29 protein-coding genes and 1 pseudogene are annotated in these 23075 nt (G+C 64.0%); 16 read left to right on the top strand and 14 right to left on the bottom strand.

The window, feature by feature from the left end; translation table 11 throughout:
- Positions 1 to 62 precede the first annotated feature (62 nt).
- Positions 63 to 853, bottom strand: a pseudogene (locus Q9235_RS19895) (ImuA family protein); the annotation flags it as partial.
- 146 nt (positions 854 to 999) lie between these two features.
- Between Q9235_RS19895 and Q9235_RS19890 the strand changes: the two are divergent.
- The 3 genes from Q9235_RS19890 (at position 1000) to Q9235_RS19880 (ending at position 2567) form a co-directional block, all read left to right on the top strand.
- Positions 1000 to 1317: a hypothetical protein gene (locus tag Q9235_RS19890; RefSeq protein WP_306223538.1), complete on the top strand. Its 318-nt coding sequence runs from the start codon at positions 1000 to 1002 to the stop codon at positions 1315 to 1317.
- 145 nt (positions 1318 to 1462) lie between these two features.
- Positions 1463 to 2077 (top strand): hypothetical protein, encoded by a 615-nt coding sequence (locus Q9235_RS19885; protein WP_306223537.1) that lies wholly within the window; start codon positions 1463 to 1465, stop codon positions 2075 to 2077.
- 196 nt (positions 2078 to 2273) lie between these two features.
- Positions 2274 to 2567, top strand: coding sequence for a PRC-barrel domain containing protein (locus Q9235_RS19880; RefSeq protein ID WP_306223536.1), 294 nt, complete (start codon positions 2274 to 2276; stop codon positions 2565 to 2567).
- A gap of 4 nt (positions 2568 to 2571) precedes the next feature.
- On the opposite strand, the gene Q9235_RS19875 is transcribed toward Q9235_RS19880, so the two are convergent.
- The 4 genes from Q9235_RS19875 to Q9235_RS19865 all read right to left on the bottom strand — a co-directional run bounded on the left by Q9235_RS19875 (position 2572) and on the right by Q9235_RS19865 (position 4676).
- Positions 2572 to 2748, bottom strand: a complete 177-nt coding sequence (locus Q9235_RS19875; protein WP_306223535.1) for a hypothetical protein — start codon at positions 2746 to 2748, stop codon at positions 2572 to 2574.
- Positions 2749 to 3392: 644 nt separating this feature from the next.
- Complete coding sequence (locus Q9235_RS19870) at positions 3393 to 3626, bottom strand: hypothetical protein (protein WP_306223534.1); 234 nt, start codon at positions 3624 to 3626, stop codon at positions 3393 to 3395.
- Between the two features lie 292 nt (positions 3627 to 3918).
- Entirely contained in the window at positions 3919 to 4338 is a 420-nt protein-coding gene (locus Q9235_RS26885; RefSeq protein WP_422678220.1) for a phosphatase PAP2 family protein, read from the bottom strand.
- Positions 4339 to 4463: 125 nt separating this feature from the next.
- Positions 4464 to 4676 carry a DUF2934 domain-containing protein gene (locus Q9235_RS19865; protein WP_306223532.1) on the bottom strand — a complete coding sequence of 71 codons (213 nt, stop codon included), beginning with the start codon at positions 4674 to 4676 and terminating at the stop codon, positions 4464 to 4466.
- 621 nt (positions 4677 to 5297) lie between these two features.
- Here Q9235_RS19865 and Q9235_RS26880 point away from each other — a divergent pair.
- The 4 genes from Q9235_RS26880 (at position 5298) to Q9235_RS19850 (ending at position 7524) form a co-directional block, all read left to right on the top strand.
- Positions 5298 to 5426, top strand: a complete 129-nt coding sequence (locus Q9235_RS26880; RefSeq protein ID WP_422678219.1) for a hypothetical protein — start codon at positions 5298 to 5300, stop codon at positions 5424 to 5426.
- Between the two features lie 294 nt (positions 5427 to 5720).
- The gene (locus tag Q9235_RS19860; protein WP_306223531.1) at positions 5721 to 6164 is read left to right on the top strand and encodes an acyloxyacyl hydrolase; all 444 of its coding nucleotides are present in this window, start codon (positions 5721 to 5723) and stop codon (positions 6162 to 6164) included.
- Positions 6165 to 6222: 58 nt separating this feature from the next.
- Positions 6223 to 6867, top strand: a complete 645-nt coding sequence (locus tag Q9235_RS19855; protein ID WP_306223529.1) for an SH3 domain-containing protein — start codon at positions 6223 to 6225, stop codon at positions 6865 to 6867.
- 111 nt (positions 6868 to 6978) lie between these two features.
- The gene (locus tag Q9235_RS19850) at positions 6979 to 7524 is read left to right on the top strand and encodes a lipocalin family protein (RefSeq protein WP_306223528.1); all 546 of its coding nucleotides are present in this window, start codon (positions 6979 to 6981) and stop codon (positions 7522 to 7524) included.
- A 354-nt stretch (positions 7525 to 7878) separates the two neighbouring features.
- On the opposite strand, the gene Q9235_RS19845 is transcribed toward Q9235_RS19850, so the two are convergent.
- A complete protein-coding gene (locus tag Q9235_RS19845; RefSeq protein ID WP_306223527.1) occupies positions 7879 to 8088 on the bottom strand; it encodes a hypothetical protein in 210 nt (69 codons plus the stop codon).
- A gap of 1042 nt (positions 8089 to 9130) precedes the next feature.
- Here Q9235_RS19845 and Q9235_RS19840 point away from each other — a divergent pair.
- Positions 9131 to 9532, top strand: a complete 402-nt coding sequence (locus Q9235_RS19840; RefSeq protein ID WP_306223526.1) for an MOSC domain-containing protein — start codon at positions 9131 to 9133, stop codon at positions 9530 to 9532.
- A 55-nt stretch (positions 9533 to 9587) separates the two neighbouring features.
- Here the strand turns inward: Q9235_RS19840 and Q9235_RS19835 are convergent, their stop codons facing one another.
- The 5 genes from Q9235_RS19835 to Q9235_RS19815 form a co-directional block, all read right to left on the bottom strand.
- The gene (locus tag Q9235_RS19835; RefSeq protein ID WP_306223524.1) at positions 9588 to 9884 is read right to left on the bottom strand and encodes a SemiSWEET family sugar transporter; all 297 of its coding nucleotides are present in this window, start codon (positions 9882 to 9884) and stop codon (positions 9588 to 9590) included.
- A gap of 9 nt (positions 9885 to 9893) precedes the next feature.
- Positions 9894 to 10226 (bottom strand): hypothetical protein, encoded by a 333-nt coding sequence (locus tag Q9235_RS19830; protein ID WP_306223523.1) that lies wholly within the window; start codon positions 10224 to 10226, stop codon positions 9894 to 9896.
- Positions 10227 to 10421: 195 nt separating this feature from the next.
- Positions 10422 to 10607: a hypothetical protein gene (locus Q9235_RS19825; RefSeq protein WP_306223522.1), complete on the bottom strand. Its 186-nt coding sequence runs from the start codon at positions 10605 to 10607 to the stop codon at positions 10422 to 10424.
- A 489-nt stretch (positions 10608 to 11096) separates the two neighbouring features.
- Complete coding sequence (locus Q9235_RS19820; protein ID WP_306223521.1) at positions 11097 to 11426, bottom strand: hypothetical protein; 330 nt, start codon at positions 11424 to 11426, stop codon at positions 11097 to 11099.
- Between the two features lie 69 nt (positions 11427 to 11495).
- Complete coding sequence (locus tag Q9235_RS19815) at positions 11496 to 11717, bottom strand: hypothetical protein (protein ID WP_306223520.1); 222 nt, start codon at positions 11715 to 11717, stop codon at positions 11496 to 11498.
- A 145-nt stretch (positions 11718 to 11862) separates the two neighbouring features.
- Here Q9235_RS19815 and arr point away from each other — a divergent pair, with 145 nt between their 5' ends.
- The 3 genes from arr to Q9235_RS19800 all read left to right on the top strand — a co-directional run bounded on the left by arr (position 11863) and on the right by Q9235_RS19800 (position 13524).
- Positions 11863 to 12273 carry an NAD(+)--rifampin ADP-ribosyltransferase gene (arr, locus tag Q9235_RS19810; RefSeq protein ID WP_306223519.1) on the top strand — a complete coding sequence of 137 codons (411 nt, stop codon included), beginning with the start codon at positions 11863 to 11865 and terminating at the stop codon, positions 12271 to 12273.
- A gap of 590 nt (positions 12274 to 12863) precedes the next feature.
- Positions 12864 to 13196: an antibiotic biosynthesis monooxygenase family protein gene (locus tag Q9235_RS19805; RefSeq protein ID WP_306223518.1), complete on the top strand. Its 333-nt coding sequence runs from the start codon at positions 12864 to 12866 to the stop codon at positions 13194 to 13196.
- Positions 13186 to 13524 carry a hypothetical protein gene (locus tag Q9235_RS19800; RefSeq protein WP_306223516.1) on the top strand — a complete coding sequence of 113 codons (339 nt, stop codon included), beginning with the start codon at positions 13186 to 13188 and terminating at the stop codon, positions 13522 to 13524. Before Q9235_RS19805 ends, Q9235_RS19800 begins: the two co-directional genes overlap by 11 nt.
- A gap of 824 nt (positions 13525 to 14348) precedes the next feature.
- Here Q9235_RS19800 and Q9235_RS19795 read toward each other — a convergent pair.
- Positions 14349 to 15896 (bottom strand): ankyrin repeat domain-containing protein, encoded by a 1548-nt coding sequence (locus tag Q9235_RS19795; RefSeq protein ID WP_306223515.1) that lies wholly within the window; start codon positions 15894 to 15896, stop codon positions 14349 to 14351.
- A 376-nt stretch (positions 15897 to 16272) separates the two neighbouring features.
- Here Q9235_RS19795 and Q9235_RS19790 point away from each other — a divergent pair, with 376 nt between their 5' ends.
- The 5 genes from Q9235_RS19790 to Q9235_RS19770 all read left to right on the top strand — a co-directional run bounded on the left by Q9235_RS19790 (position 16273) and on the right by Q9235_RS19770 (position 21662).
- The gene (locus Q9235_RS19790) at positions 16273 to 16782 is read left to right on the top strand and encodes an RNA polymerase sigma factor (RefSeq protein ID WP_306223514.1); all 510 of its coding nucleotides are present in this window, start codon (positions 16273 to 16275) and stop codon (positions 16780 to 16782) included.
- Between the two features lie 96 nt (positions 16783 to 16878).
- Entirely contained in the window at positions 16879 to 17838 is a 960-nt protein-coding gene (locus Q9235_RS19785; protein WP_306223513.1) for a FecR family protein, read from the top strand.
- A gap of 101 nt (positions 17839 to 17939) precedes the next feature.
- A complete protein-coding gene (locus tag Q9235_RS19780) occupies positions 17940 to 20213 on the top strand; it encodes a TonB-dependent receptor (protein WP_306223511.1) in 2274 nt (757 codons plus the stop codon).
- Positions 20213 to 21322, top strand: a complete 1110-nt coding sequence (locus Q9235_RS19775; RefSeq protein ID WP_306223510.1) for an ABC transporter substrate-binding protein — start codon at positions 20213 to 20215, stop codon at positions 21320 to 21322. The genes Q9235_RS19780 and Q9235_RS19775 overlap by 1 nt, the downstream gene beginning before the upstream one ends.
- Positions 21323 to 21332: 10 nt before the next feature.
- The gene (locus tag Q9235_RS19770) at positions 21333 to 21662 is read left to right on the top strand and encodes a DUF2218 domain-containing protein (RefSeq protein ID WP_306223509.1); all 330 of its coding nucleotides are present in this window, start codon (positions 21333 to 21335) and stop codon (positions 21660 to 21662) included.
- A 33-nt stretch (positions 21663 to 21695) separates the two neighbouring features.
- Here Q9235_RS19770 and Q9235_RS19765 read toward each other — a convergent pair whose 3' ends face one another.
- Positions 21696 to 22367 carry a dioxygenase family protein gene (locus tag Q9235_RS19765; RefSeq protein ID WP_306223507.1) on the bottom strand — a complete coding sequence of 224 codons (672 nt, stop codon included), beginning with the start codon at positions 22365 to 22367 and terminating at the stop codon, positions 21696 to 21698.
- A 19-nt stretch (positions 22368 to 22386) separates the two neighbouring features.
- Positions 22387 to 23016, bottom strand: a complete 630-nt coding sequence (pcaG, locus tag Q9235_RS19760; protein ID WP_306223506.1) for a protocatechuate 3,4-dioxygenase subunit alpha — start codon at positions 23014 to 23016, stop codon at positions 22387 to 22389.
- Positions 23017 to 23075 lie beyond the last annotated feature (59 nt).

Here is a 23075-nt window from a genome sequence, read left to right as displayed (position 1 = left end):
GAAACGAAGATGCTCGGACGCACTGAGGCTTGGGAGGGCCTTTGATGTTTCGATTTGCGCTGAGGAAGACCGAGACGACCCGTGTCATCGCATGCCTCCAACTCAAAATCCGCGCTTTCGCCTGCCCGGGCCCTAATCAATTCAACAAGCCAGCGTGACCGCCCTACCCCCGGCACCGGCAGCGCTGTCGATGGAAGCACCGAGATCCGCCATCGGGTCATCGCCGCCGTGGGCTGGCCAAAATCAGAGGCGTCGACCTCGCGTCGCCATCGTCGCAGCGCAATGCCGATCGCTCCTGTGCCCTCCGCGGCGAGCTGAAGGCGACGCGACGCTGTCATGGGCAAGCGGGCTACCTCGCCGACGACGGAGCCCAGCCCGNAATGCCGATCGCTCCTGTGCCCTCCGCGGCGAGCTGAAGGCGACGCGACGCTGTCATGGGCAAGCGGGCTACCTCGCCGACGACGGAGCCCAGCCCGCCATGGCGCAGGCCCTCTTCCATGCAGGCGAGCACCGTCTTGTCATCGCCGGCCTCGACATAGATCACGCGGTCAGGGAACAACCCCGCCTGCGCCATCGCCGGCGCGAACAGATCGGCTCGGGTGAGGCACCAGAGCACCTTGCCGCGACTCCTCGCGGCAACCCCGGCGCTGAACAATGCCGCCGCTGCACGGTCAATCGCGCCGTTGCCGCCGCCCGCGACCTCATGCAGTGCTCCTAGCGCGAGGCCTCCACCAGGCAAGCGTGCGTCGACTGTCGCGATACCGAACGGCAGCACCGTCCGGCCGCGGGCGCCTCGGCCCTCGATCCGCTCGATCTGGTCGCGGAGCGACTGAAATAACGGCTGTGGCCGCAACGGACTTTACCTGCTAGAACGACACTTGATGTTCCCTTTATGTTCTCAGAGAGAGGCTGAGAGTCAAGCTCGGTGTTTGGCGGGAACACAGCGACGCGACGGGAGGTTGCCGAGAAGCAGCCTGTGCATCCGAGCAGGAGAACCAAATGTCCGAGGATCCAACCGAAATCGTCCAGCAGTCATACGAGGTGGTCGCTTGGCGAGGGCTGGCGCTAGCCCTTCTGGCGCAGATCCTGGTTCCAGCGCCGGAGAACGAGGAGGAGTGCTCCCAGTTCCTTCACACCGTGCTGGCAGATATTCTCGATCAGACGGTCAACAGCGAGGCAATGCCTGCAGAACTTGATCGAGGCGCCTTGCGGGCCGAACTGGAAGGCGTGAACGAGCGCCTTCGCGAGGAGCTCGCCGAAGCACAGCTCGATCGACACAAGCTCAGAAAGGAGTGGCTGAAGTCGGGAGCGAACTGATCGCCCACAGAGTATCGACGACCTTCAGCAAGCTCACGTACTAAGGAGCAGCGTATGTGCAGCAGCCGCCAGGAATGTAGAAGCTGGGAACACGCGATTGTTCCATGCGATTAATCCCGACCCGCAATCCTGAGCAGAGCATTATGTGAAGCGCACCTCAACGCACCTCGCCGAATGGCCTCTTCCGTCAACGACAACCCTTGGATCCTCGGTCCGAGCCAAGGGAATCGAGCGGGAAATCAAGCGGCGGCTTCCTTGGTCGACGCGGAAGCACCTGACGGTCGAAACTGGCAAAGCGATCCTTCGCATGCCGGACGCCGAAACTGCTGAGTTTGACGCTCTATCTGCGATCGTAGCGGATATGTTGGCCGAAATTGCCGAATTACCCATCCTCCCCAGCGAGGCTGAGGATATTCTCTCCATCTCATCTCGCGAGCGCCACAAGTGGCTCGACGACGGCCGGCTCCAGAGCGCGGGGACAAAGACAGTTAAGCTACGTGGCCGGGCCAAGGCGGTCACTTTCCACGTGTTCACCCCGCGTTTCATCGAACATGTCCTCGACAGCGGCCTGCCCGAAATCTGGCGGGAAGAGGATATCGCGACGACAGCGGAGAACCGGCGGCGAGCAGCTGGAAAAGCGGCTTTGACGCGCGCGGGAAAGCGCTCAGCCAAACCTCGTGAGGCAGCGCCCGGCCCGGACGAACAGGAAACTGGCCTCGATGGCTGGGACGAGTTTGAGGCTGAAGGTCTGCTTCGGTGAGGTATGCCGTCCGAACGGGCGGGAGAAAAGCTATTCAGCTATCGGCTGAACCTGTCGACATGGCAACACGCTGTCTGTTCAAAGCCTCCATGGGGCAGGATCGCAGTCTCTTTCACGGAGCGCCCCGGAGTCATGTCCAACCGAGGTCGGCCGGAACGGTTAGTGATGAGGAGCGTTTTCCTAGCGAGGAAAGCACATGGCAGAAAATGAAACGAAGCAGGGTCCGGACCTGGGGGGCGCAATCCTGGATGGAGCGCCGCTGTTTGGCTCTGGGGACACAAGGGTCGGCACCATCGTCCAAATCCACGGTGCCGGGCCATCCATGCAAGTGATCGTTAGCATGGGAGGCATTCTTGGGATCGGCGAGACGGTTGTCGTCGTCACTCACGAGCACATTAAATTTACTCGGGCCGACGATGGCTCTTTGCGAGCGACAACCACGCTTTCAGTGGGCGAGCTAAAAACGATGACCCCGCATTCCCCCGAATGAGCGTTCACTCATCCAACCGTTTTGCTGCCTTCATAAGGTTGCGAAGCTGCTCGAAAAGCGCAGGCCCTGAATGCTGCTGCAGTGAAAATCCTTCCGCAGAAAGGGCGCGCTGCAACTGCTTCAGCGTCTCAAATTTTCCCGAGCGTGCCAGCTCAAAAGCTCGCTCCAAAGTCGTCTTCATCGATCGATAAGAGCACCTCAGTCATCGTAGCGCGTTAGCATTTGACGGGTCGGCTCGATCAGGAAGTAGCCCTCGTCCTCAGAATGTACGGGCGTTCCTGTCTTCCAAGGTGTAGCAGATCAGGCTTGTGCCGGGCGCCTCCCCCAAAACATGACGGTGTAGGGGTTGCCATTTTCGTCGCTACATCGCTTCGATATTGGCTAGGCATCGCTGCGTTGCCTGTCCTCCTCGGTGAAGCTGAGGACATTCTAGCCATCTCTCTCGCGAGCGCCACAAATGGCTCGACGACGGTCGCCTTCAGAGTGCGGGAACCAAAACGATCAAGCTGCGTGGCCGCGCCAAGGCCGTCACATTCCACGTATTCGAGCCTCGCTTCATTGAGCATGTCCTTGACAGCCGCATGACAGAAATCTGGCGGGACGAGGATATCGCCGCGGCAGCGGAGAACAGGCGGCGTGCCGCGGGAAAGGCGGCGCAGACCCGCGCGAGCGAACGGTCTGGCAAAGCGCGGAAGGCCGTCAGTAGCCCGAGCGACGAAGTCCCGCCGGACCTAGCCGGCTGGGATGAATTCGATGCTGAGGGACTGCTTCGCTAGCACTCCAGCGGCGGCGATCACAGGTCGAATGAGCTGCCAGCTCGCGGTTTTAATCAGCCAAAGGTGTTTCGATACGGAGCTGGTTGATTTCCCTGGTCGGCATGGAGCGCGACTCAAGCGGATTTTCGATCGGCGGATCCACCACCGCCGGGGTCGCGCAGACCTTGAGGGGAATAGCGGCCGCTCGGAGGACAGGAACCTCGTCCTCGCCTTGAGGCGCGGCTGCGTGGGCGAACGAGCTCCAGCCCATCGAGATTGCGGCGAGAAGAAGAAGCGATTTCATGCGGAGACCTCGAAGGCGGGACGGATCACAACCGGCCGCCTCAGTCAGAGTTCCCCTCGCCCGTCAGCAGCATCCGCCGCGGCTCGAAAATTCGTCTCCGGGCCCTGGGAACCAGCGTTTTCCCGCCGCGTTCATGCGCTCAAAGTGGAGGCGAAAATGTTGCGTCTTTCGTTTCTTTCGGCGCTGTTCTCCATAGTCGGCATCACCTCGGTCCTGGCATCCCCCGCGATGCGCGCTCCTTGGGTCGGCGATCTGGCGTGGCTTATCATCGCAGCGACTTGCGTCGTCGCCGTTATGGCTTCCGAGAGTGAGAGCGCGTAACCCACCTGGTGCACCGCTCGACAACCACGCCGCCGACGAACCCCAGCGCTACGCCCGAGGGCCAATGCGCGAGCATGCCCACCCGGGCTGACGCCAAACCCAAAGCAGCTGACCACAGAGGAGCGGGATAGGCCACGCGGTCAGCGAAGAAGGCCGCCATCGCACCGGCATGCATCGCATGGCCCGAAGGCATCGCGTCAAGCGCTCGGCCGGTCTTCAATCGCCCGGATCCAATCACTCGGTCAGGCCGTATCTGGTCGACGATCTGCTTGATGGCGTGATGCAAGGTCGTCGTGGCCGCAATAGTCGACAGAAAGCGAACAGCATGACTGCGGGCAGCGCTTTGGCCCGGCGTCGTCAGAAGCCAAAGTGCGCCCCCTCCCAGCAGCACGCGCGCATCGGCTACCCACCCGAGTGAGAACGCGACACGCGCACCCGGCGAAGGCAAACGGGCGGCTCGCGTGACTGCGCGATCAATCTCAGACACTGGCAGTGCAATGCGCGGCACCTAGCGACTCAGTTCTTTTTCGTACGCGGCTTGCGAATGGGCGTTTCAGGGTCGGCACCGGCTTGCTGCTCGCTTACAGCGTGCAGCCCGTGCCTCTGCATGGCCCACGCAGCTTTTGCTGCGGCCCAGTGTTCTCGATCTCGCCCGTCTGGCTGCCCCTCCTTCAACCAAATTTGGTAGGCCAGTCGGCGGATTTCTGCGTGGTCAGCGTCGTGGTTCATCGGTGTCGTCTCCGGAGTCTTCGCGGCGGAAAACGCCCTCGGTCGACCTGCAGTTCCGCCTGCGTTGCCCACTTGCCGACCAGTTGCGAATGCAGCGCGCCCAGGTGCTCCTCAGATCTTCCTTACCGCGCTTCACCTCGCGCGTCCCTGACGGCCATCTGCCGGGACTGCCTAATCCCGCTCGCGGGGCGCCCGTCGTTTCGCGTCCGGCGGCCTTGTCGAGCGACGGTGGCGGACGGCGACCCTTTCGCTAGGCTCTAAGCAGACCGGAACTGGAGCGGAACGGCGACAGTTGACCTGTTTCAGGGGATCGAACGATTCCCGGAGCTTTCGGCCGCCGCCAGGACACCAGTGAGGACGATCGAATTGGCCGAGGAAGAAGCCCCAAAACTGCCCAGAGACCTTCATTGGGCGGCCCGCGATTTTCCCCTCTGCGTGGCGTGCTGAAATTGCTCGTCGAGGCAGACGGTTCCCGTGTGGGGCTGAGCCACCTGCGAGCGGCCACCATTTGGTCGCGGCTCTGTCGGTCTTTGCATTCCTCGGATACCAGCCGACCTTTTTCCACTGCAAGCTCGGGGTCGTCGACGACGCCTGGGCCTCGGTGGGCTCGACCGCGATGTCTTGGCCCATTTCCCGCATGCAGGGCTAGGCTATCAGAATCGGATCAACGAGGCGCTTCGGAAGGGGATGCCGGCCCCGGCAGACGAAGGGCTCAGGCCCGAGGATCTCAACTCGTCGAATGACGGTTGATCGCGGCTCCCCGATCTTGGAGCGCTTCGAGGCAACGTGAGGCGGCGGCGCCACAGCCGGCAAATTTTACGACGCGAATATGGTTAGCGATTTCCTAATAATCCGCCCCCGATAACCTGTAGCGGGGGAATCGCTGGGAACGCTGCCATGTGCCGTGCGCTGACTTGCCTTGCCTTCGCCCTGTGTCTTCTGATTGGCGCTCCTTGGGAAGCGAGCGCGGCTGACCTCGCCAACCCTCTCGCATATGCCCCGCCCGTCGTAGCCCGTTCACTAATCTCCGAAATTCGCGGAGGAGTGTTCGCCCATGCCGTTGGCACTCGCGAGGATGGATCAGTCGACATCAACGGCGAGATCCTGTTCTCGAAGCCGCTAATGCCGGCCGACCCGCTCATGGCTTTTCTTGTGCCGCGGCTCCACCTTGGCACCACGATCAACACCGCCGGCGATACGAGCCAGTTTTACGCCGGTTTCACCTGGACCTACGACCTCACGTCCAAGGTCTTTGTCGAGGCCAGCGTTGGTTCGGCCTTCCACACCGGGGAGACCGGGCGCTTCCGTGTGCCAGATCGACTGAGCCTCGGCTGCTCGCCTTTGATCCGAGGGACTGGTTCGGTCGGCTACCGCTTCAACGAAAATTGGTCGATCATGGCAACCGTCGAGCACATCTCGAACGCCAATCTCTGTCATGCCAACCAAGGCCTGACGAATTACGGCGTCCGAGTCGGCTATACCTTCTAGACCGGGTTCGTCACCATTCGTCGCTAGGCTTCGTATCACAGCGCCAAGGCGCAGGGAGATGGCAATGGTTATGGCGTCGAGCGTAGCCGCACCCATCTTCGGAGCCATGCTCTGCATCACCGCAGGACCAGTGAGCGCTCAGCAGGCGCCACTCCCCGCGGGAGCTCAAGCCTGTAAGTTTCACGCATTCATCGTCGATGGCGAAGGCAAGACAAATGTGCGATCGGCGCCGTCCGCTCGGGCGGCCGTTGTCGGCACGTTGCCGGCTGCAAGCAAGCGCCTGCAAAGCCCGAACGAGGGCGCGCAGGTCGACGTCATCGCGACCAAGGACGGCTTCTTCCTGATCGAGAATGCCAACGTCGATGACATCGTGACCGCCGACGAGAAGCGGAAGCTGGGGAAATGGCATCGAGGCCGAGGCTGGGTGCATGGATCGCGGCTCGACTTCCACATTCAATCTGGCGACGGCCTGCGAGACACTCCCTCAGCAGAAGCCCGAGTCTCAGTTCCTTTCCCGGGCGGAGATGGCGAACCAGGCGTTCATGTCGCCGTCATTCACGCTTGCCGAGGGAAGAACGTCGATGTGATTATAAACGCCCTCGAAGGGAAGCCGCTCGGGAGGGGCTGGATTGTACCCGGTGCCGCGTCCGGCAGCTCTCCGCCCATCACTATCTGCTCGGCGCAGTTGACCACTTGCAGCTGATCTAGCCACACGCGGCGAGTTGAAAGGGATCCGAGCTGCGCTCTCACACGTAATGCTCGTGAGGCGCCACGAGAAAGGCCGCCCGGCTCCAGGGAGGCCACTATGAAATCTATGCTGCTCGTTGCCGTCGCCACCGTTTCGCTCGCCGGTTGCGCTGGTCCCTCGTTCACTGAGACGCAGAAGGCGCCAGAGCCGCGCAAGCGGATCGATGTTCAGCGCTTCTATACGGGGACTTGGCACGAGATCGCGCGGCGCCCCATGACGATCACGGATGGCTGCGTCGCCGGCGCTACGGAATACGGGCCGATCGGGACCGGCGGCATCCAGGTTCTCGACTCCTGTCGGATGCGTAGCCCGGGCGGCGAGCTGAAATCAGTCGGCGGGCCCGGCACGATCCTCGATCCCGGCATCAACGCCAAGCTTCGGGTCGACTACAAGCTCTACGGCTTTGTGACCGTGCAGCGCGAATACTGGGTGCTGGACCGGGCGAACGACTACAGCTGGTTCATATCGGCCGACCCGACTCTGCGCGATCTGTATATCTTCACGCGCGATCCGCGGATCAGTCCGGCGCAGCGCAACCAGTTGGTCGCGCGGGCGGTTGCGCTGGGATATGACGTTAGGAAGCTCGAATTTCCCGAGCAACCGCGGCACTAGTCGAAAAGGGGCAACCGGAAGTGCGGAGTCGGGCAAATTCGCGGCGACGCGGCCGTGGCCTACAAGCCGGGAATACCTTTTACGCCGCGCCCTGTCGCAGCACTACAGCAGCCACCGGCGCGAAGCGACCCAGGCGATCGCAGTTATCGCCATCATCCCCGCAGCAACGACGAGCGGGTCGTCCATCGGATCATTCCTGCGGATCGGTGATGTAAAAGCCGAAAGCCGATGCACAGGCCAGAACGACGCTAATCTCAAGCAATCCCATTGTTGCCTCCTACCTGACGATGGAGAAGCAACAAGCTGAGGCTTGCCATTGTTCCGCCATGAGTATGACCACGTCGCGGCTGGCTGTCAGGGCTGCCAATAGCGTTCCAAGCAACGCTCGATCAGCTCCTGCTCGTCATGGGTTGCTGGCACCAGCGACGCAATAATGAAGGTGAGGGCATGCGCGCGTTCCAGATCGGGATCATCGAGCAATGGCTTCAGAAGCCGCCAAGTGGCTTCGAGCGCACCCTGTGCGCGAGAGAGGTCAGCGGGTTCCTTGAACGAGAACAGCGGCATCGTGACCCCATGCATTACCGTTCGCGAGCCCTAGCGAACGGCGCCTGACGAACCGTTGACGCAAGACCACGTTCCTTCGCGAAAACAAAACCCGCCGGGATCTCCGACGGGTTTGTGGGCCTCCAGCCCTTTGCTCTGCCGCGAGGACGAGCACTACCGAATTTCGCGCCAGGCGTAGATCGGGAGCTGCCGGTACATCCGCGGCTCGCTTTCCGATCGGGGCAGAAGAAGCGAGCCGGCCGGCTGGGGGAAGTTACGCCGGCTCGCTTCTGGTGGTCATCTTGGCATAGGATCCACGGCTGTCGTCGATGGGTGCAACGACGATAGCGGCTTACAAACCAGCTTGTGCGTCTTGAATTCCGCCGCGTGGCAAATAGTTCGCCACCCAATGCGCCGGACTGGCTTGGAGACAGGCTGAGACGAAGCACCTGCGCTATTGGCGCAGAGGAACGATGCCAAGCGGCCGGCCACGGCGCCGATGATGAGGAGCTTCAGCTATTACGCGGCAGGAAAACATCCCGGTCATCATGTGCAGGAGGCGGGACACGTCGGCTGCGAAACTGCGGTGCTTAGTCGTGGCGGCGGTCATTGGTGCGGTCCAGGGAACTTCCGACGATGAGTGACGCGAATTTAGGTTCTGTGCCCGGGCGGCGGAAGTGGCATCCGAGCCAGACGCGGGCGACTGAGGGAGCGTCGGCGTGGAACTGCCCCTACCGCGAACCGGCGCCCTCCAGCGAGCAGAGAACCAACGCAGCAGAGGAGCGTTACAAACCGGGATGCGCCGCGACGCGCAAATTGCAGAGGTTTGATATGATCAGATTGATCTTGGCTGGCGCCGCTGGGTGGATGCTCGCGACACACCCCGAATTCCGTGAACGGGTATTCGGCGTAGCGAGGGATATCTTCCAGCGACTAACCGCCCGCTGAGCGGCCAACTATCGTGCCCTTTAACCCCTCATCCTCGCTCACGAAGCTTCTGAATGCACAGGTGAGATCGGGGCAGGTTGTTTGGCTTGGTGTCCGCCCCGGCCGCCGAGAACCCATGCTGGCGATCGAGAGCGTGGATCTCCATGTCGAACGAGGGCTTGTCGGCGATCGTTACACTCGCCCGGCCGGCAGCCGACAGGTCACGTTGATCCAGGCTGAACACTTGGCGGCTATCGCCAGTCATTTGGGCCGCGATCAGATCCTTCCCGCGGATTTGCGGCGCAATATCGTTACCCGAGGTATCAACCTGGTTGCTCTCAAAGAAAAGCGCTTCAGGCTGGGCTCAGCCATTCTGGAGACGACCGGCGAGTGTCATCCGTGCTCTCGAATGGAAGAGATACTGGGCGTCGGCGGATACAACGCCGTGCGGGGCCTCGGCGGCATCACAGCGCGGATCATTCAAGGTGGAAGCGCCGATGTCGGCGACGACCTCGTCGCTCTGCCCTCGGTCACATAGGCAGCTTTCCACGTCGACGTGTTGCGGCCGATCAGGCCTCAGGCGATTGTCGACATCAGGAACGTGGATCGACAGTGTCGGCCACCGCCTCCTTCTTAGCTCGGGGCAGCAGCGTCATCATGAGGATGAAGGCAGACAGCACGAAGCATATGTTGTTCGTGACGATCAACGGCCACTCGCCCAAGCCGATGCCATAGGCTGCCCACAGAGCGAAACCAGTCACGGTCAAGCTGTAAGTCAATGGAGATATCGCCTCTGTATCGCGTGTCCTGACGATCCGCCACGCTTGGGGAACGAAGCTGATAGTCGAGCATAGCGCGGCGAGAGTGCCGGCCACCGCGATCCAGTTCACGGCGGGTTCCTATTTGGACAAGCGCCTGACATTGGCTCGGACCTTGAGTCGATAGCCCCGGGCAATACTGGCGGGCGCCGTTCCGGTAGCGGCCTGCAGGACAGCATTCTGAGCGGCGGAGACCTTCTCGGTCACCATCAATCTTGCCTCACGATCTGCAGAGCGACCGCCGGCGGCGATCTTCATGCTTCGCAGCCAGATGGCCTGCTGCGCCTCGAATGCCAACATCAACATTTCCAGCCAGACCTTAAACATCGGCAGCCCCCTCAGGTGAGGGCTTTCGAGACCGCGGCGTGCTCCTTCGCGCTGGGCCTGAGCGGGCCGGCCGTTCAGGCTGCTCACCTTCCGTCGTCGCCGTCGCTCGCGTCTCCTGGCTCATGCGATACCAAGCGTAGCCGACGGCGCCAGCGAGGATGAGTGGCGTTGGAAGCCGTGTCGCGAGAAGCGTCAGAGGAACCGCAAGCCGCTCGGGAATTTCGCCCCGCCCGACTTTCCCGGCGACCCAGGCGCCGGCCAGGCTGAAGACTGCGGCGCGGATCATTTCTGCTCCTCCGCGGCGCCCGGTGTCACCGGCACCTGCTGGGCAACCGGATCGCTTGCTGAAAAGGTATCCTTGCGTGCCCTTTCGAGCTTTTGATCGGGGGTCAGCTCCCGCTCTGCTTTCTCCTGAGACTTTTGCTCACTATGGACGCTTTGGACTGCCGGGCTCTGGTCATTCGCCATGGGTGCCTCCCACCAAGTGTGCGCGCGGAGGATGAACGCTGCCCGGCCCGATGCCGTTCCTCAGCGGACGAAGATCGCCGCCCGTAGCCTTGTCGGAACCAAACCCGCGCTTATCTCATTGTCCGCGCGGTGCCATCGGGGCACCGGCTGCTCTCCAGTCGGATGCGCCGCCGCGGATGTACCGGCCGCAGCCGACAGGGGCGCAAAGTCAGTTCCCGGCGATTGCCGGAACCGCCTAGTCCTGACAAAAGTCAGAGGCCCGCCGTTCTCCGAGCGGCGGGCTTTTATTTCCCCTCCACAGCCCAAATGCGATGCTGAACAGTAGAACCGATGGCGAACTGCGGGAAAGGCGGCATTGACGCGCGCTGGAAAGCATCCGGCTAAGCCGCGCAAGGCCGCCCCACCGGATGAAGAAGCGACCGGCTTGGAACGGTGGGAGGAGTTCGAGGCTGAAGGCCTGCTTCGGTGCGCCCGCCCAACCGCCACGAGTTACTCAGCTATCGCCTTGAGCGCCTTATCCATGCTGAACAGTATCAATGCCCCGGTTGGCGTCAAAACCGCGTAGGCTTTGACGGCTTGGGCGTAGTTTCCGCCCGGACGCTGTTTCTCATCCATGACGACGGTTACATCCGCGGCGACCTCCGCAGTTTGCCCAGTCGCGCGACAGTACCTCTGGTAGATGTCGATGATGTCCGACCGTTCGGGCTCGCCTAGCGGAGATTTGAGCGGGGTGCGCTCCCTCAGCCCGCTGAAATAGGCCTTTGCCGACGTCACTGGCTTAAACTCGCGCCCGCTTAGCACTATTACGCGTTTTGCCATTCGCACATCAATCCGAGGCGGGGCGCCGACAGCTGCACGAGATATCGCCAGGCCTGTGCCGATTGGAACTCAATGCCATGAAGTCGCATCGTCGTGAGCTCGGTCCCATTCCATGATCGCTTGGACCAAGCTTGCGAGCTCGACGGCCTCGGGGGAGCCTCCAGGAAAATCTGCAAGCTGCCGCGCGCGCTCGGTCGCGACTTCATAATCATCCAGATTCTCGATACGAGCCGCGTCTTTCGTTCCGGGCAGCGCTGGTGGAAGCGGCGTTGTCACATGTTCGAACGGCATCGTTGATCTCCTTTCGCTGCTGATCCAACAGAGCTACGACACTCGCTGTTCCCGTGCGGCTCCATCCCGATCGCTATGCGCGATAGTTCATGATCGTGCCCTGCCAGCGAAAGTCGGACGGCGAATGGATTTGAGGAGGGTAGCGATGCCTGCGGAGGCGACCGTATTTGCCAGATCCTATTTTCACGGCACCAAGGCGGACCTGAGGCCTGGCGATCTGGTTACCGTCGGGTATCAATCCAACTTCAAAGCTGGTCAGCTTTCCTGGGTTTATTTTGCAGGCACGCTAGATGCCGCGATCTGGGGTGCTGAGTTGGCGGCCGGTAACGGTCGGGAACGAATCTATGTGGTGGAACCAGGCGGACCGATTGAGGACGACCCAAACCTCACAGACAAGAAGTTTCCTGGCAACCCGACGCTGTCCTATCGATCTCGGTATCCACTGCGCATCATTGCAGAGGTCACGAACTGGAACGGGCACACGCCCCAACAACTGCGTGACATGAAAGATGGACTCGCCCGACTTTCCGCAGAAGGGGCCAGCATCCTCGACTGAGCTTGCTGCCGCGTCGGCGTCAGATAATCGCTTGTGCTACGGGTGATACCGTACGCATTCCGGGGGGCGGTTAGCGGCAGGATGCCCCGCGGCGTGCCGGACGATGGCCGACAAGGTGGGGGCTTAAGGGCTGGCGCGCTCATCTGCTGGAGCGCTGCCAGCTATCTTTAATCGTTCCCCTGTTGATGCAAGGTGGCTCGGGTCAGACTTTCAAGGCAATCCAACCATGGTTGCAATTGCGAGAGACCGCCTTTCGTTGCAGCTCCATCGCCCAGGGTTTTGGGACAGGATGGCCTGCTCGGCCCGCGCTCATTGCATGGGCTGGTCATCCAAATAGCGGATTGCGATTGTGGCTGCGCACTCCATATCCAGTGAACGGTTCGCTGGCCGCTGCGGCCCCCTCCCGCCGGTGTCTGGTCGCATCCGTTCCCCTCGAGGCTTTTGGCGTATTGCCTAGGCTTCCCCTTGGCCGGCTCCCTCTGGGAAGCCGGCCTTTTTTCTGGCTCGATGCGAGGCGCTTCGATCACTGCGTGAACTCTTGCCTCGGCGGTTCGTTAAGTCGGCGTCCGCACCGGGATGGGAGATGCAGAGTGATCAAACCGAGCATCCTGAGACGTTGGGCGTCCAAAATCCGCACCGAGGATCGTGCCGCCTACGTCGAGTATGTCCGCTCGACCGGCGGACACGACTACAGCAGCACTCCGGGCAATTTGGGCTTCCAGATGCTGCTTCGGGATGTGCCGGACGGAACCACCGAGATCGAGACTCTGAGCTGGTGGACATCCATCGAGGCCATCGTCGCGTTCGCAGGCGAAGAGTACAAGAAGGCCCGCTACTATCCTGATGACGACCGCTTCCTGCTCACCAAGCCAGAGTTCGTGACGCATTTCGAGGTGATGGTCGACGCCCGCCATGACAGATAGGTCCGCCTATCCCACAACACCCGACGGCCGTTACTTTCTCGTCGGGGGCAGGCTCTGGCGCGCGACCAATCCGGCACTTCCAGAAGAGCAACGTCATCAGCTTGTCGCTGAACTCATGGATGCTCGGCGAGCTGTCAAAGATGCAAAGCGCGGACGCGGCGAACTGGAAGTCGCCCGTGCTCGTGTCGATTCCGCCAAGGTGAAGCTGGGTGAGCGAGGTCCTGCATGGTGGACCGATGGCGCACCGGACCTCAATCGCCACCTCGTCAAAAACACCGGTTATGCCGAGTGGGCTTTGCGCTTGAAGACGGCGGAAAGGCAAGCGTAGCGTGAAGCGATCCGCAGCAAAGACCTTCGATCCTGACCATACAGGAGCTTCAGCGCCAGACCTCCGACCAGGAGTGCACGACCAACGTAACGTCCCGAGGCCGCTAGACCGCCGACGATCTTTCGTTCCTGGCTTTGCGATAGGAACTCCGCGCCATGCCGTGCCACCGGCATCAGACGCTAGCGACGTCCTCCAATCCGACCGGTGATATTGCCGACGTTGGATTTAAGCTCAGAATGTGCTACGTGAAATGTTCGTCACTTGACCACTTGGCTTTCACACCTGAATTTGTCGGATACCAAAAAAACCGTTTATTTTCAACGTGTAGTGACCCGCATTGGAGTTTCGAGTCCTCTCCTGGGCACCACTCTTTCTCTCAGCAAGGGAAAGAGTGCCGGTTTTGTAAGGCGTTACTGCGCACCCGCTCCCACATGGCGGCTTAGCACATGGCCCTTGCGTTACCTTATCCCTTCGCTACCAAGTCGGGATATATGGCCTCGTGTTCGCGCTCCGAGCGAACGAGGCGGGACCGCTGAAGGTCACTCCGCGACCCAGCCGGTCTTTACCGAGCTAGCCACCGTCATCATCGGCACGACCTGCGTCTCGCTCCGCGCGAGAACGCGTGCGCGCTACACGAGCGGCCATCGCGTAGGTGACGGCATCGGGATGCGTTGCACCCTCTCCGACCTGCCCTGTTCGAGAGCACGGCGAATAGGGCAAGCCGGGCAGCCGGTAGGGCTGCCCGAGCACTCACGTTCGAGAGCGCGCCATATCAATAGCGTTGGCCCGCCCTGACTCACGCGCCTCGACGGTCGCGGATGCGGTCAATCCTCGCTGGCGCTCCTGGCATCCAGGAGGTCCTGCACCTCATCGGAAAAGCGATAGCGCCTGAACTGCTCCGGCGGGACGCCGTGGTCGAGCAGGGCCTCCGCGCAGCCGGCGTGATCACCCGGTGCCGGCTCGCCGAGGTCATCGGCCTGCGACGCGAAGGACAGCGTGCCCAGGGCATTGTCGCCATAGCCGTGGCGCGTCTGCCAGTCGGCTCCGCTTTCGAGCAGGAGGCGCGTCATGGCGGCGTCGCCGGCGAAGATGGCCAGGTTGAGCGCCGTCGCCTGCCAGGCCGTCTTGACCTCGCGTGGCCAGCCGAGCGCGAGCATCGTCCGCACAGCATCCAGCCTGCCGATCGCCGCGAGCTGCGGCATGATCGTCAGCAGGCCCTCTTCCAGTCCCGCGATAAGACCAGGGTCATCCCGCAGGAAGGCGCGCGCGGCCGCTTCGTCGGCACGGCTGCAGGCGGCGACGAAGGACTCTGCCTGCGACAGCGGCTCTGCCGTTCCGGCCTGCTCCAGCAGTTCGGCGACATCCTCCCGTCCGAAAAGGCGGGCCAGCCGATAGGCGCTGCGACCCCGCCGATCGGCATTTCCGTTATCGACGCCAGCCGCGATCAGAGCCGCGACATGCTCCTTCGAACGGCCGCGCCGGATCGCATGGTGCAGCCAGTGCCCCTCGCCGCCCGCGGAGCCGTGAGAAAGCAGCAATCGCAGCCCGTCGATGCGATCGTAGTCGAGCGCGCGCCCGATCGCGTTCGTTCCCGCGACCCTGGCGCCGGCTTCGAGAAGCAGGCGTGCGCAGGCCGGGTCGGAACTCTCCATCGCATGATAGAGCGACTCGTTGTCGTTGGGATCGGCCCCCGCTTCGAGGAGAAGCTGCGTCATGCCGGGGTGATGGGTACGCCCGGCAGCGCCATAGAGCACGGAGAGCGGATTGTCCGGATAGCGTGGATCGGTCCAACGGCCATCAACGTCGGCGCCGCGATCGATCAGCAGCCGGGCGCTCGCGAGCAGTCTCGACGCAAAGGCCGGCTCCCAGATCAACTGGGAATTCGCGACCAGAGCCAGCGGCGGCATCGCGTAGGGGCCGGCCGGCCGGCTGGCGAAATCGGGGTCCGAGTCGAGCGCGGCTGCCAGCCTGCCGGCATCGCCGGTGAGACAGGCGAGCCAGGGGGGGCCGAGCGCCAACCCGGGCTCCGCCTCCAGCATGCGCAGCGAGAGCGTGCGTTCGCGCGCCCGTTCCGAGAAGATGAGTTCGAGCCAGCGGGCACGTCGCTCGGCTTCCGAACTGCGGCACCAGTCGACATGGCGCTTGAGCTCCAGCCAGGAGCGGAAGCCATGCTCGCGGGCGAGCACGGACTGGGAGTCGTGGAGCCGATAAGGCTGTCCGGCGACGAATGCGGCGGAGCGGCCCTGGGCCGCCGGCAACGTGGCCCGGAAGCGGGCGATCGCCGCGCCATCGCCGAAGCGGAATGCGCGCAAGAGCTGCTTGGCCTGCTTGCGCAGATGATCGAGATCAGGGGATGCGGGTAGTCTGGACATGACGCCTCCTGTGCATCAGGCCGAGAACCCGCAATCGGCTGCACGGAGGGCAGACAGGACGGTCGATCGTCGAGCGAGCAGGTTGAACCTTTTCCGCGGGTCCGGAGGCGTCTCGTTCCGCCTGCGTCTTGGATAGAGCTTGTCGCCCCCGCGCTCAAGCCCCCCGCATGGGGACAATCGTCATGCCCGCGACGTCGGCGCCATGGTCATGCCAAAACGTCATGATCGGGTAAGTTGTCGAGGCTGTGCATGAGACCGGCAAGGCTTTCAACCTTAAATTAGCATCACTCTAATCTATTGATCTTGAAGCATTTTTGCTTGTTACTCCGATAGCCTTCGCAGCATAAGCGCGGTTCCAGCCACGAGCCGCGCGGGTATGAGCGACAAGACAGCCGGGATCGCTGCGATCTATGCCGCCGAGCAGCACAAGCTGCAGCTACGGCTGATCCGGCGCGGGCTCGACGCGCAACAGGCCTCCGACGCCGTGCAGGACATCTTCCTGCGGCTGCTGCGTTCGCCGCCGGCCGAATTGCGCGATCCGGGAGCCTATCTGCGCCGTTCGGCCGATACGATGGCGGTCGATCACTGGCGCCGCCAGCAGCGCCATACCGCCCTGTTCGAGCCGTTGCCGCCCGAGGCACCGGCGGTCAGTGACGATACAGCATCGCTCGAGGGGCAGCTTCTCGCAGGCGAGCGCGACAGGCGCCTGCGCTGGGCGATCGAAGAATTGCCGCCGCGCAGCCGCGAGGTCCTGCTGCTGCACAAATACGAGGGGCTGAGCTATGTCGAGATCGGCTTGCGGCTCGGCATCGCCCGCAACACCGTCATGGTCCATCTCGCGAATGCCATGCGCAGCCTTCGTGCCGCGATGCGCGCTTCCGACTAATGCATACGGCGGCGCGGATCGTCTAATGAGAAAGGCTTCGTCCGGTTGCCAGAGCGGCCCTCGGCCGCAATGGTGGATTCGGCTTGGGATAGGTCGATGGCAGATCAGGCTGAGGAAACACCGGACGAGCAGGCCTTGCACTGGTTCGTGCGGCTGCGCGATGGCGAGGCCGAAGCGGACGCGCGCCGGAGTTTCGATGCCTGGCTGGCGGCGAGCCCCGACCATGCCCGCGCCTGGGCGGAGCTCGAAGCACTCTGGACCGATCTCGATCGCCTCGCGGCCCTGAAGGCGCCTGTGGCAACGCCGCCCAGTCGCGCAGTCGCTCCGGCGAGGCCACGGCGCTGGCGGCAGATCGCTTTCGCCCTGGCGGCATCGCTGGTGCTGGCCGCCGGGATCATGGGCATCCTTGCCCAATCCGGCCGGTTCGCGGATTTCCGGACGGCGGCGGGCGAGCGCAGCACGATCGCGCTCGCCGATGGTTCGCAGGTCGAGCTCGCGCCGGCCTCCGCGATCGATGTCGATCTGACGGGCTCGCGCCGGATGATCAGGCTCGTCTCCGGCCAGGCCTTCTTCACCGTCGCGAAGGATCCGGCGCGCCCGTTCTCGGTCGCGGCGCGCGGCGGCACCGTGACGGCGCTCGGCACAGCCTTCGACGTCAAGCTCGGTCTCGGTGCAGCGGTTGCCGTCGCGGTCGATGAAAGCCGGGTCAAGGTCGAGGTGCCCGGCGTGTCCGGCGTCGTCGTCGGCCAGGGCCAGGGCGTCGGCTACGAGGGCGAGGCCATCTCGCCGCCGGGACCGCTCGATCCCGGCGAGATCGGCGACTGGCGCCGGGGCCGGCTGGTCTTCCACGATGTCCGGCTGGCGGAGGCCGTGGCCGATCTCGAACGCTATGGCGGCGGGCGCATCGGCATCCTGTCACGCGAGGCGGGCCAGCGCCGCGTGACGGCCGTGCTGGATGCGCGCGATCCGGCCAAAGGGCTGGACATGCTCGCCGGCGGCCTGGGGCTGCGCGTGATCCGCCCCTTCGCCTGGCTGACGCTGCTGCTTCCAGCCTGAAAAATTTTTGCGGCGCCCTAATGAGTCGGGCCGCGGCCGGCGTCTTACCCTTGCGAGGGCCTGAATCGTTTCGACCCTCTTGTTAATTTTGGGGATCGACAATGGGTACTCGGGTCGGAGCGCGGCTTGTCCGCCAGGCGAGACTGGCTGCGGCTTTGTGCGCGACCGCCTTGGCGGCGGGAGCGGTCACGCTGCCGGCGATGGCGCAATCCGTCCGCACGCTCGATATCCCCGCTCAATCCGTTTCCTCCGCGCTGATCGCGTTCTCGCGCCAGACCGGCGTCGCGGTCGTCGCCCCGGCCTCGGCCACGGCCGGGAAGCGCTCCGCCGCCGTCAACGGCGCCTTGTCGTCCGAAGCGGCGCTGTCCCGGCTTCTGGCCGGCACCGGCCTCAGTTTCCGCTTCACCGGCGCGACGAGCGTGACGGTCAACGCCGGAACACCCCCCGCCGCGGCAGGCGGAGCGGTGCCCGAAGGCACCATCGCGCTCGATACCATCGACGTCATGGGCAATCCGCTGGTGCGCGGTGGGGTCGGCGAATTCGTCATCGGCCCGCGCGAGCTGGAGCGCAGGAATCCGTCCGATGCCCGGGACGTCTTCGCCGGCGAGCCGCGCGTGAAGGTCGGCGGCTCAACGCCGATGTCGCAGAAGATCTATGTCAACGGCGTCGAGGAAACCAATCTGGCCGTCACGGTCGACGGCAGCCGGCAGAACAACAAGGTCTTCCACCATAACGGCACGAACCTGATCGACCCCGCCTTCATCAAGGCCGCGCGGGTCGATGCCGGCGTTGCCCCGGCCGATGCCGGCCCCGGCGCACTGGCTGGTGCCATCGCCTACGAGACCAAGGATGCGCGCGATTTCCTCTCCGGCAACGGCGTCGGCGCCTTCGCGAAGACGCAGTTCAACAGCAACGGCTCGATCTTCACCAACAGCCTGTCCGGCTATGGCCGCTACGAGGGCTTCGATATCCTCGCCTATGGCACGCTCGGCAAGGGCGGCACCTACAAGGCGGGCGACGGCCGCGAGGTGCTCGGCACCAAGACGGATCTGCTGAGCGGGCTGTTCAAGCTCGGCTGGGAAGCCCCCTCAGGCGACCGCTTCCAGATCAGCCACGAGCGCGTCCGCGACGACGCGATCCGCCCGTTCCGCGGCAATATCGGCTTCATCACCGGCCGCCCGGCCTGGGAGCCGCGGGTGCGCCGCTACGAGATCGACCGGCAGAACACGGTCTTCACCTATAGCCGGACATCACCGATCGGCCTGTGGGACCCGAAGGCCGTCCTTGCCTATAGCCGCACCGAGATCGACACGCCGATCTTCGAGCGGCCGGTGGGTGGGAACCCGCTGCCCGTCACCTATCCCGGCACCGGCGTCACCGACAGCTTCAACGGCAAGTTCGAGAACCGCTTCGGCTTCGGCGATTTCGGCAGCGTCACCGCCGGCGTCGATTTCTACAAGGACAAGGCGCTATACAAGGACCGTAACTTCCGCGTCAGCGAGAAGGCCAGCAATCTCGGCATATATGCGCAGGCGCGGCTGAAGCCGTTCGAGCGCATGCGCCTGTCCTTCGGCCTGCGCGGCGACCGCCAATGGTTCACCGGGACGACGGGAGAGGAATTCGACAATGCCGGCCTCTCCCGGAATATCTCGGGCGAGTTCGACATCATCCCCGAGCATCTGACGGTTCGCGCCGGCTATTCCCATGTCTGGGGCGGTGTCGCGCTGGCCGAGAACTTCATCATGAACACCGCCTGGCGTTATGGCCGCGGCGTCCGGCCGGTCCATTCGGACAACCTGATCGCCGGCCTGGTCGGGCGCTGGAACGGCTTCACGCTCGAAGGTTCGGTCTTCCGCATCGAGGTCGAGAATGCCCGCGCGGCACGCTTCGCCGTCGCCAGCGCCGCGCTGGTGCGCGAGATCGAATCGCAGGGCTACGAGATCGGCCTCGGCTATGCCTGGGAAGACGGCTTCATCCGCGCGAAATATGCCAGCGTCGATGTCCGGATCGACAACCAGCGCGCCGACTCCGATACCGGCACCTATCTGGCGACCCCAATCGGCGACGTCTTCACGGTGACGGCGGCGCATACCTTCAAGCAATGGGGTGTGACCGTCGGCGCCGATGTCGAGATCGTGCGCGACTACAAGAAGGTCGCGCCGGGCAACCTGCCGCTCAAGGGCTACGAGGTGGTCAACCTCTTCGCCGAATACAAGCCGGTGCAGATTCCCAACCTGACCTTCCGCGCCGAGGTCAAGAACCTGCTCGACAGGACCTATGCCGACCGCGCCACCTACGGCCAGGAATTCGGCACGGTGACGCCGCTCTACCAGCCCGGCCGCGCGGTCGTGCTGAGCGCCTCGGCGCGGTTCTGATGCGCATCCTCGGCCTTCTCGCCCTGATGGCGCTGCTGCTGCCGTCGCTGGCGAGCGGGCGGGAGCTCGTCGACCTCGCCGGCCGCAAGGTCAGCGTTCCCGACAAGGTCGAGCGCATCATCATCGGCGAAGGGAGGCATCTGCCGGCCCTCGCCATCCTCGACCGCGCCGACCCGGTCGCGCGGCTTGTCGGCATGATGGGCGATTACGAGGCGGTCGATCCGATCAGCTACCGGCGCTATCGCGAGCGCTTTCCGGCGCTCGACGCGGTCAAGCGGATCGGGCGCAACACGCGCGACACTTTCAGCATCGAGCAGGCGATCTCGGCTGCGCCGCAGGTCGCGATCTTCGGTCTCTACGGCCATGGCCCGGATACCCGCTCCGGCGAGGTCATCCGGGCGCTGGAGGCAGCCGGTGTTGCCATCGTCTTCATCGATTTCCGCAGCGACCCGCTGGCCAACACGCCGAAATCCATGGAGTTGCTCGGCGCATTGCTCGGCCGCGAGGCCGAGGCCGCCGAATTCATCGCGGCCTGGCGGGCGGCCCTGGCCACCGTCACCGACCGTCTGGCCACGGCCAAGCCGAAGCCCGCGCGCGTCTTCGTCGAGAGCCGCGTCGGGCTCGGCACCGGCTGCTGCGAGACCATGACGCGCGGCATGATGGGCCGCTTCGTCACCGCGGCCGGCGGCGTCAACATCGCCGACGACCTCATCCCGGGCGAGGCCGGCGTGGTCAATCTGGAATGGCTGATCTCGAACCCGCCCGAAATCTATATCGGCACGGCGATCGGCAACGGCTTGCAGCCCCCCGATGCGCCCTGGCTGGCGCTCGGCCCCGGCGTCGATGCGGCAAGGGCCCGCGAACTGCTCGTCCGCTCGATGACACGCACCGGCATCGCCGGGCTCGAACCGGTCCGACAGGGGCGCGTCCACGCCGTCTGGCACCATTTCTACAACTCGCCGTTCAACGTCGTCGCCGTGCAGGCCTTCGCGCAATGGCTGCATCCGCAGCTCTTCGCCGATCTTGATCCGAAGGCGCTGCTGGCGACGCTGCAGCAGCGCTTCCAGCCCGTAGCGCTGGACGGCACCTACTGGACGAGCCTGCGCTGAGGTGAATGCAATGACCGGGACGGACAATTGCCAGCACAGCCATGCGGAGGTCGCGACCGCCAGTGCCTCGCGCTATCTCCAGCAACTTTGCAAGCATTTCGGCCACAAGGTCGAAGCCAGCTTCGACGAGAAGGCGGGCATCGTCAGGTTCTCGATCGGCGATTGCCGGCTCCTGGCGGAGGCCGATGTGCTTCGCCTCTCCCTCGATGCGCCGGATGGCGAGGCGCTGCTGCAATTGCAGGATGTCGTCGCGAGCCACCTCGTCCGCTTCGCCTTCCGTGAGCCCCTCACGGTCGAATGGCGGGCCGGGCCTGCCGGCTCCCGGCCCTTGCAGGGCTGATGCCGCCATCGGCGAGATGGCGGGGCGCGGGGTTCAGCTCTCGAAATAGCTGGTGTTGCGCCCACCGATCACGATGTCCCATCGGTACAGAGCCTCGCCATCGGCCCCCTGCCCGGCGGCTTGCCCGAAATGTCGCTGTTGCGCCTCGCCGAGCAGGATGAACATCGGGTCGCGGGCGAGATGGGAATCGCCTGCGAAATACATCTGCGCGATCAGGCGAGCAGAGCCGCCGCGGACCGAGACATGGACATGGGACGGCCGCCAGCGATCGATGTCGGGGCGCGCCAGGTAGGAGCCGGGCCGGATCGTGCGGAAGCGGTAGCGCCCCTGATCGTCCGTCATCGTTCGGCCGAAGCCGAGGAAGTTCGGATCGAGGCGCTCGCGGACAGGGTCCTTCACATGGGTGTAGCGCCCCCATCTGTTGGCGTTCCAGATCTCGACCAGCGTGTTGCGGACGGGGCGCCCGAACTCGTCGAGGACATGGCCCGAAATCTCGATGACCTCGCCTTCGGCCTGCGGGCGACCGGGCGCGATGCGGGTCAGGTCGCTCTCGCCGATCTTGAGGCCCGGCAGATCGGCGACCCACGGAACGAAGCTCAGGCGCGCCGCCTGGGGAATGAGATGCAGGCGTTCGCTCGGCACGCGCCGTTCCGCCGCCCCGTCGGTCGGTCCGGGCAGCATCAGGCGTCCTCGGTTCATGATCATGAGCGTGCTCCGCCGTTCGTCAGCTCGAGAGATCGTCGAAGAATGGGGTCTCGCCCGCACCGCGCATCACGATCGCGATCTCGTAGATCGCGGGACTGCTGCTCGGGGCGGATGCCAGTCTGGCGACAAGGCGGCCGCGCAGCTCCGCCGGGAGGCTTTCGAGCAGGGGGTCGCGCGCATTCGCTTCGGGCTCGTCGTCGAAGAAGATCTGCGTGACCAGCCGGGTGATCCCGTCCGAGAAGATCGTCAGGGTGATATGCGGCGCGCGTGCGCCCGTGCCCTTTTCCGCGGCGATCGCGCCGGGCTTGATGGTCTTGAAGGCGAACGGCTCCAGGGTCGTGATCAGCCGGCCGTACCCGTCGAAATACGGATCGAGCAGAGGGTGATCCTGCAGGCCGGGCGTCCGCAGGATTCCCGCCGCGTTGGCCTGCCAGAATTCCAGCAATGCGTCGTCGACCGGCTGCCCCTCGCAATCGAGAAGGCGCCCCCGCAGGATGATCGGCTTGCCCTGCGGCCCGACGCTGAGCCCGTGATGCAGCCGCGTCAGGTCGCTCCGGTCGCCGTCGACGAAGGAATAGGGATAGTAGGGACCGACCGTATCCTCCGCGAGAGGCGCCAGACGATTGGTGGAGAAAGACGGGCCAGTCATGTCGTTGTCTCCAATAGCGGCGACCGCCGCCCTCCATCTCTCCGGCGCTGATCCACTGC

This window comes from Bosea beijingensis, assembly GCF_030758975.1.
Taxonomy (GTDB): Bacteria; Pseudomonadota; Alphaproteobacteria; order Rhizobiales; family Beijerinckiaceae; genus Allobosea; species Allobosea beijingensis.
This window is presented reverse-complemented; position numbering and strand designations above follow the sequence as displayed.

Excerpts from the sequence above, each read along its gene's own strand:
- Q9235_RS19795 (WP_306223515.1), bottom strand. The coding sequence starts at position 15,896 with ATGTCCAGACTACCCGCATCCCCTGATCTCGATCATCTGCGCAAGCAG.
- Q9235_RS19855 (WP_306223529.1), top strand. The coding sequence starts at position 6,223 with ATGGCAATGGTTATGGCGTCGAGCGTAGCCGCACCCATCTTCGGAGCC.
- Q9235_RS19865 (WP_306223532.1), bottom strand. The coding sequence starts at position 4,676 with ATGAACCACGACGCTGACCACGCAGAAATCCGCCGACTGGCCTACCAA.
- arr (WP_306223519.1), top strand. The coding sequence starts at position 11,863 with ATGCCTGCGGAGGCGACCGTATTTGCCAGATCCTATTTTCACGGCACC.
- Q9235_RS19870 (WP_306223534.1), bottom strand. The coding sequence starts at position 3,626 with ATGAAATCGCTTCTTCTTCTCGCCGCAATCTCGATGGGCTGGAGCTCG.
- Q9235_RS19875 (WP_306223535.1), bottom strand. The coding sequence starts at position 2,748 with ATGAAGACGACTTTGGAGCGAGCTTTTGAGCTGGCACGCTCGGGAAAA.
- Q9235_RS19825 (WP_306223522.1), bottom strand. The coding sequence starts at position 10,607 with ATGGCGAATGACCAGAGCCCGGCAGTCCAAAGCGTCCATAGTGAGCAA.
- Q9235_RS19845 (WP_306223527.1), bottom strand. The coding sequence starts at position 8,088 with ATGCCGCTGTTCTCGTTCAAGGAACCCGCTGACCTCTCTCGCGCACAG.
- Q9235_RS19850 (WP_306223528.1), top strand. The coding sequence starts at position 6,979 with ATGCTGCTCGTTGCCGTCGCCACCGTTTCGCTCGCCGGTTGCGCTGGT.
- Q9235_RS19765 (WP_306223507.1), bottom strand. The coding sequence starts at position 22,367 with ATGATCATGAACCGAGGACGCCTGATGCTGCCCGGACCGACCGACGGG.
- Q9235_RS19840 (WP_306223526.1), top strand. The coding sequence starts at position 9,131 with ATGCTGGCGATCGAGAGCGTGGATCTCCATGTCGAACGAGGGCTTGTC.
- Q9235_RS19775 (WP_306223510.1), top strand. The coding sequence starts at position 20,213 with ATGCGCATCCTCGGCCTTCTCGCCCTGATGGCGCTGCTGCTGCCGTCG.
- Q9235_RS19815 (WP_306223520.1), bottom strand. The coding sequence starts at position 11,717 with ATGCCGTTCGAACATGTGACAACGCCGCTTCCACCAGCGCTGCCCGGA.
- Q9235_RS19785 (WP_306223513.1), top strand. The coding sequence starts at position 16,879 with ATGGCAGATCAGGCTGAGGAAACACCGGACGAGCAGGCCTTGCACTGG.
- Q9235_RS19820 (WP_306223521.1), bottom strand. The coding sequence starts at position 11,426 with ATGGCAAAACGCGTAATAGTGCTAAGCGGGCGCGAGTTTAAGCCAGTG.
- pcaG (WP_306223506.1), bottom strand. The coding sequence starts at position 23,016 with ATGACTGGCCCGTCTTTCTCCACCAATCGTCTGGCGCCTCTCGCGGAG.
- Q9235_RS19800 (WP_306223516.1), top strand. The coding sequence starts at position 13,186 with ATGACAGATAGGTCCGCCTATCCCACAACACCCGACGGCCGTTACTTT.
- Q9235_RS19890 (WP_306223538.1), top strand. The coding sequence starts at position 1,000 with ATGTCCGAGGATCCAACCGAAATCGTCCAGCAGTCATACGAGGTGGTC.
- Q9235_RS19790 (WP_306223514.1), top strand. The coding sequence starts at position 16,273 with ATGAGCGACAAGACAGCCGGGATCGCTGCGATCTATGCCGCCGAGCAG.
- Q9235_RS19770 (WP_306223509.1), top strand. The coding sequence starts at position 21,333 with ATGACCGGGACGGACAATTGCCAGCACAGCCATGCGGAGGTCGCGACC.
- Q9235_RS19880 (WP_306223536.1), top strand. The coding sequence starts at position 2,274 with ATGGCAGAAAATGAAACGAAGCAGGGTCCGGACCTGGGGGGCGCAATC.
- Q9235_RS19780 (WP_306223511.1), top strand. The coding sequence starts at position 17,940 with ATGGGTACTCGGGTCGGAGCGCGGCTTGTCCGCCAGGCGAGACTGGCT.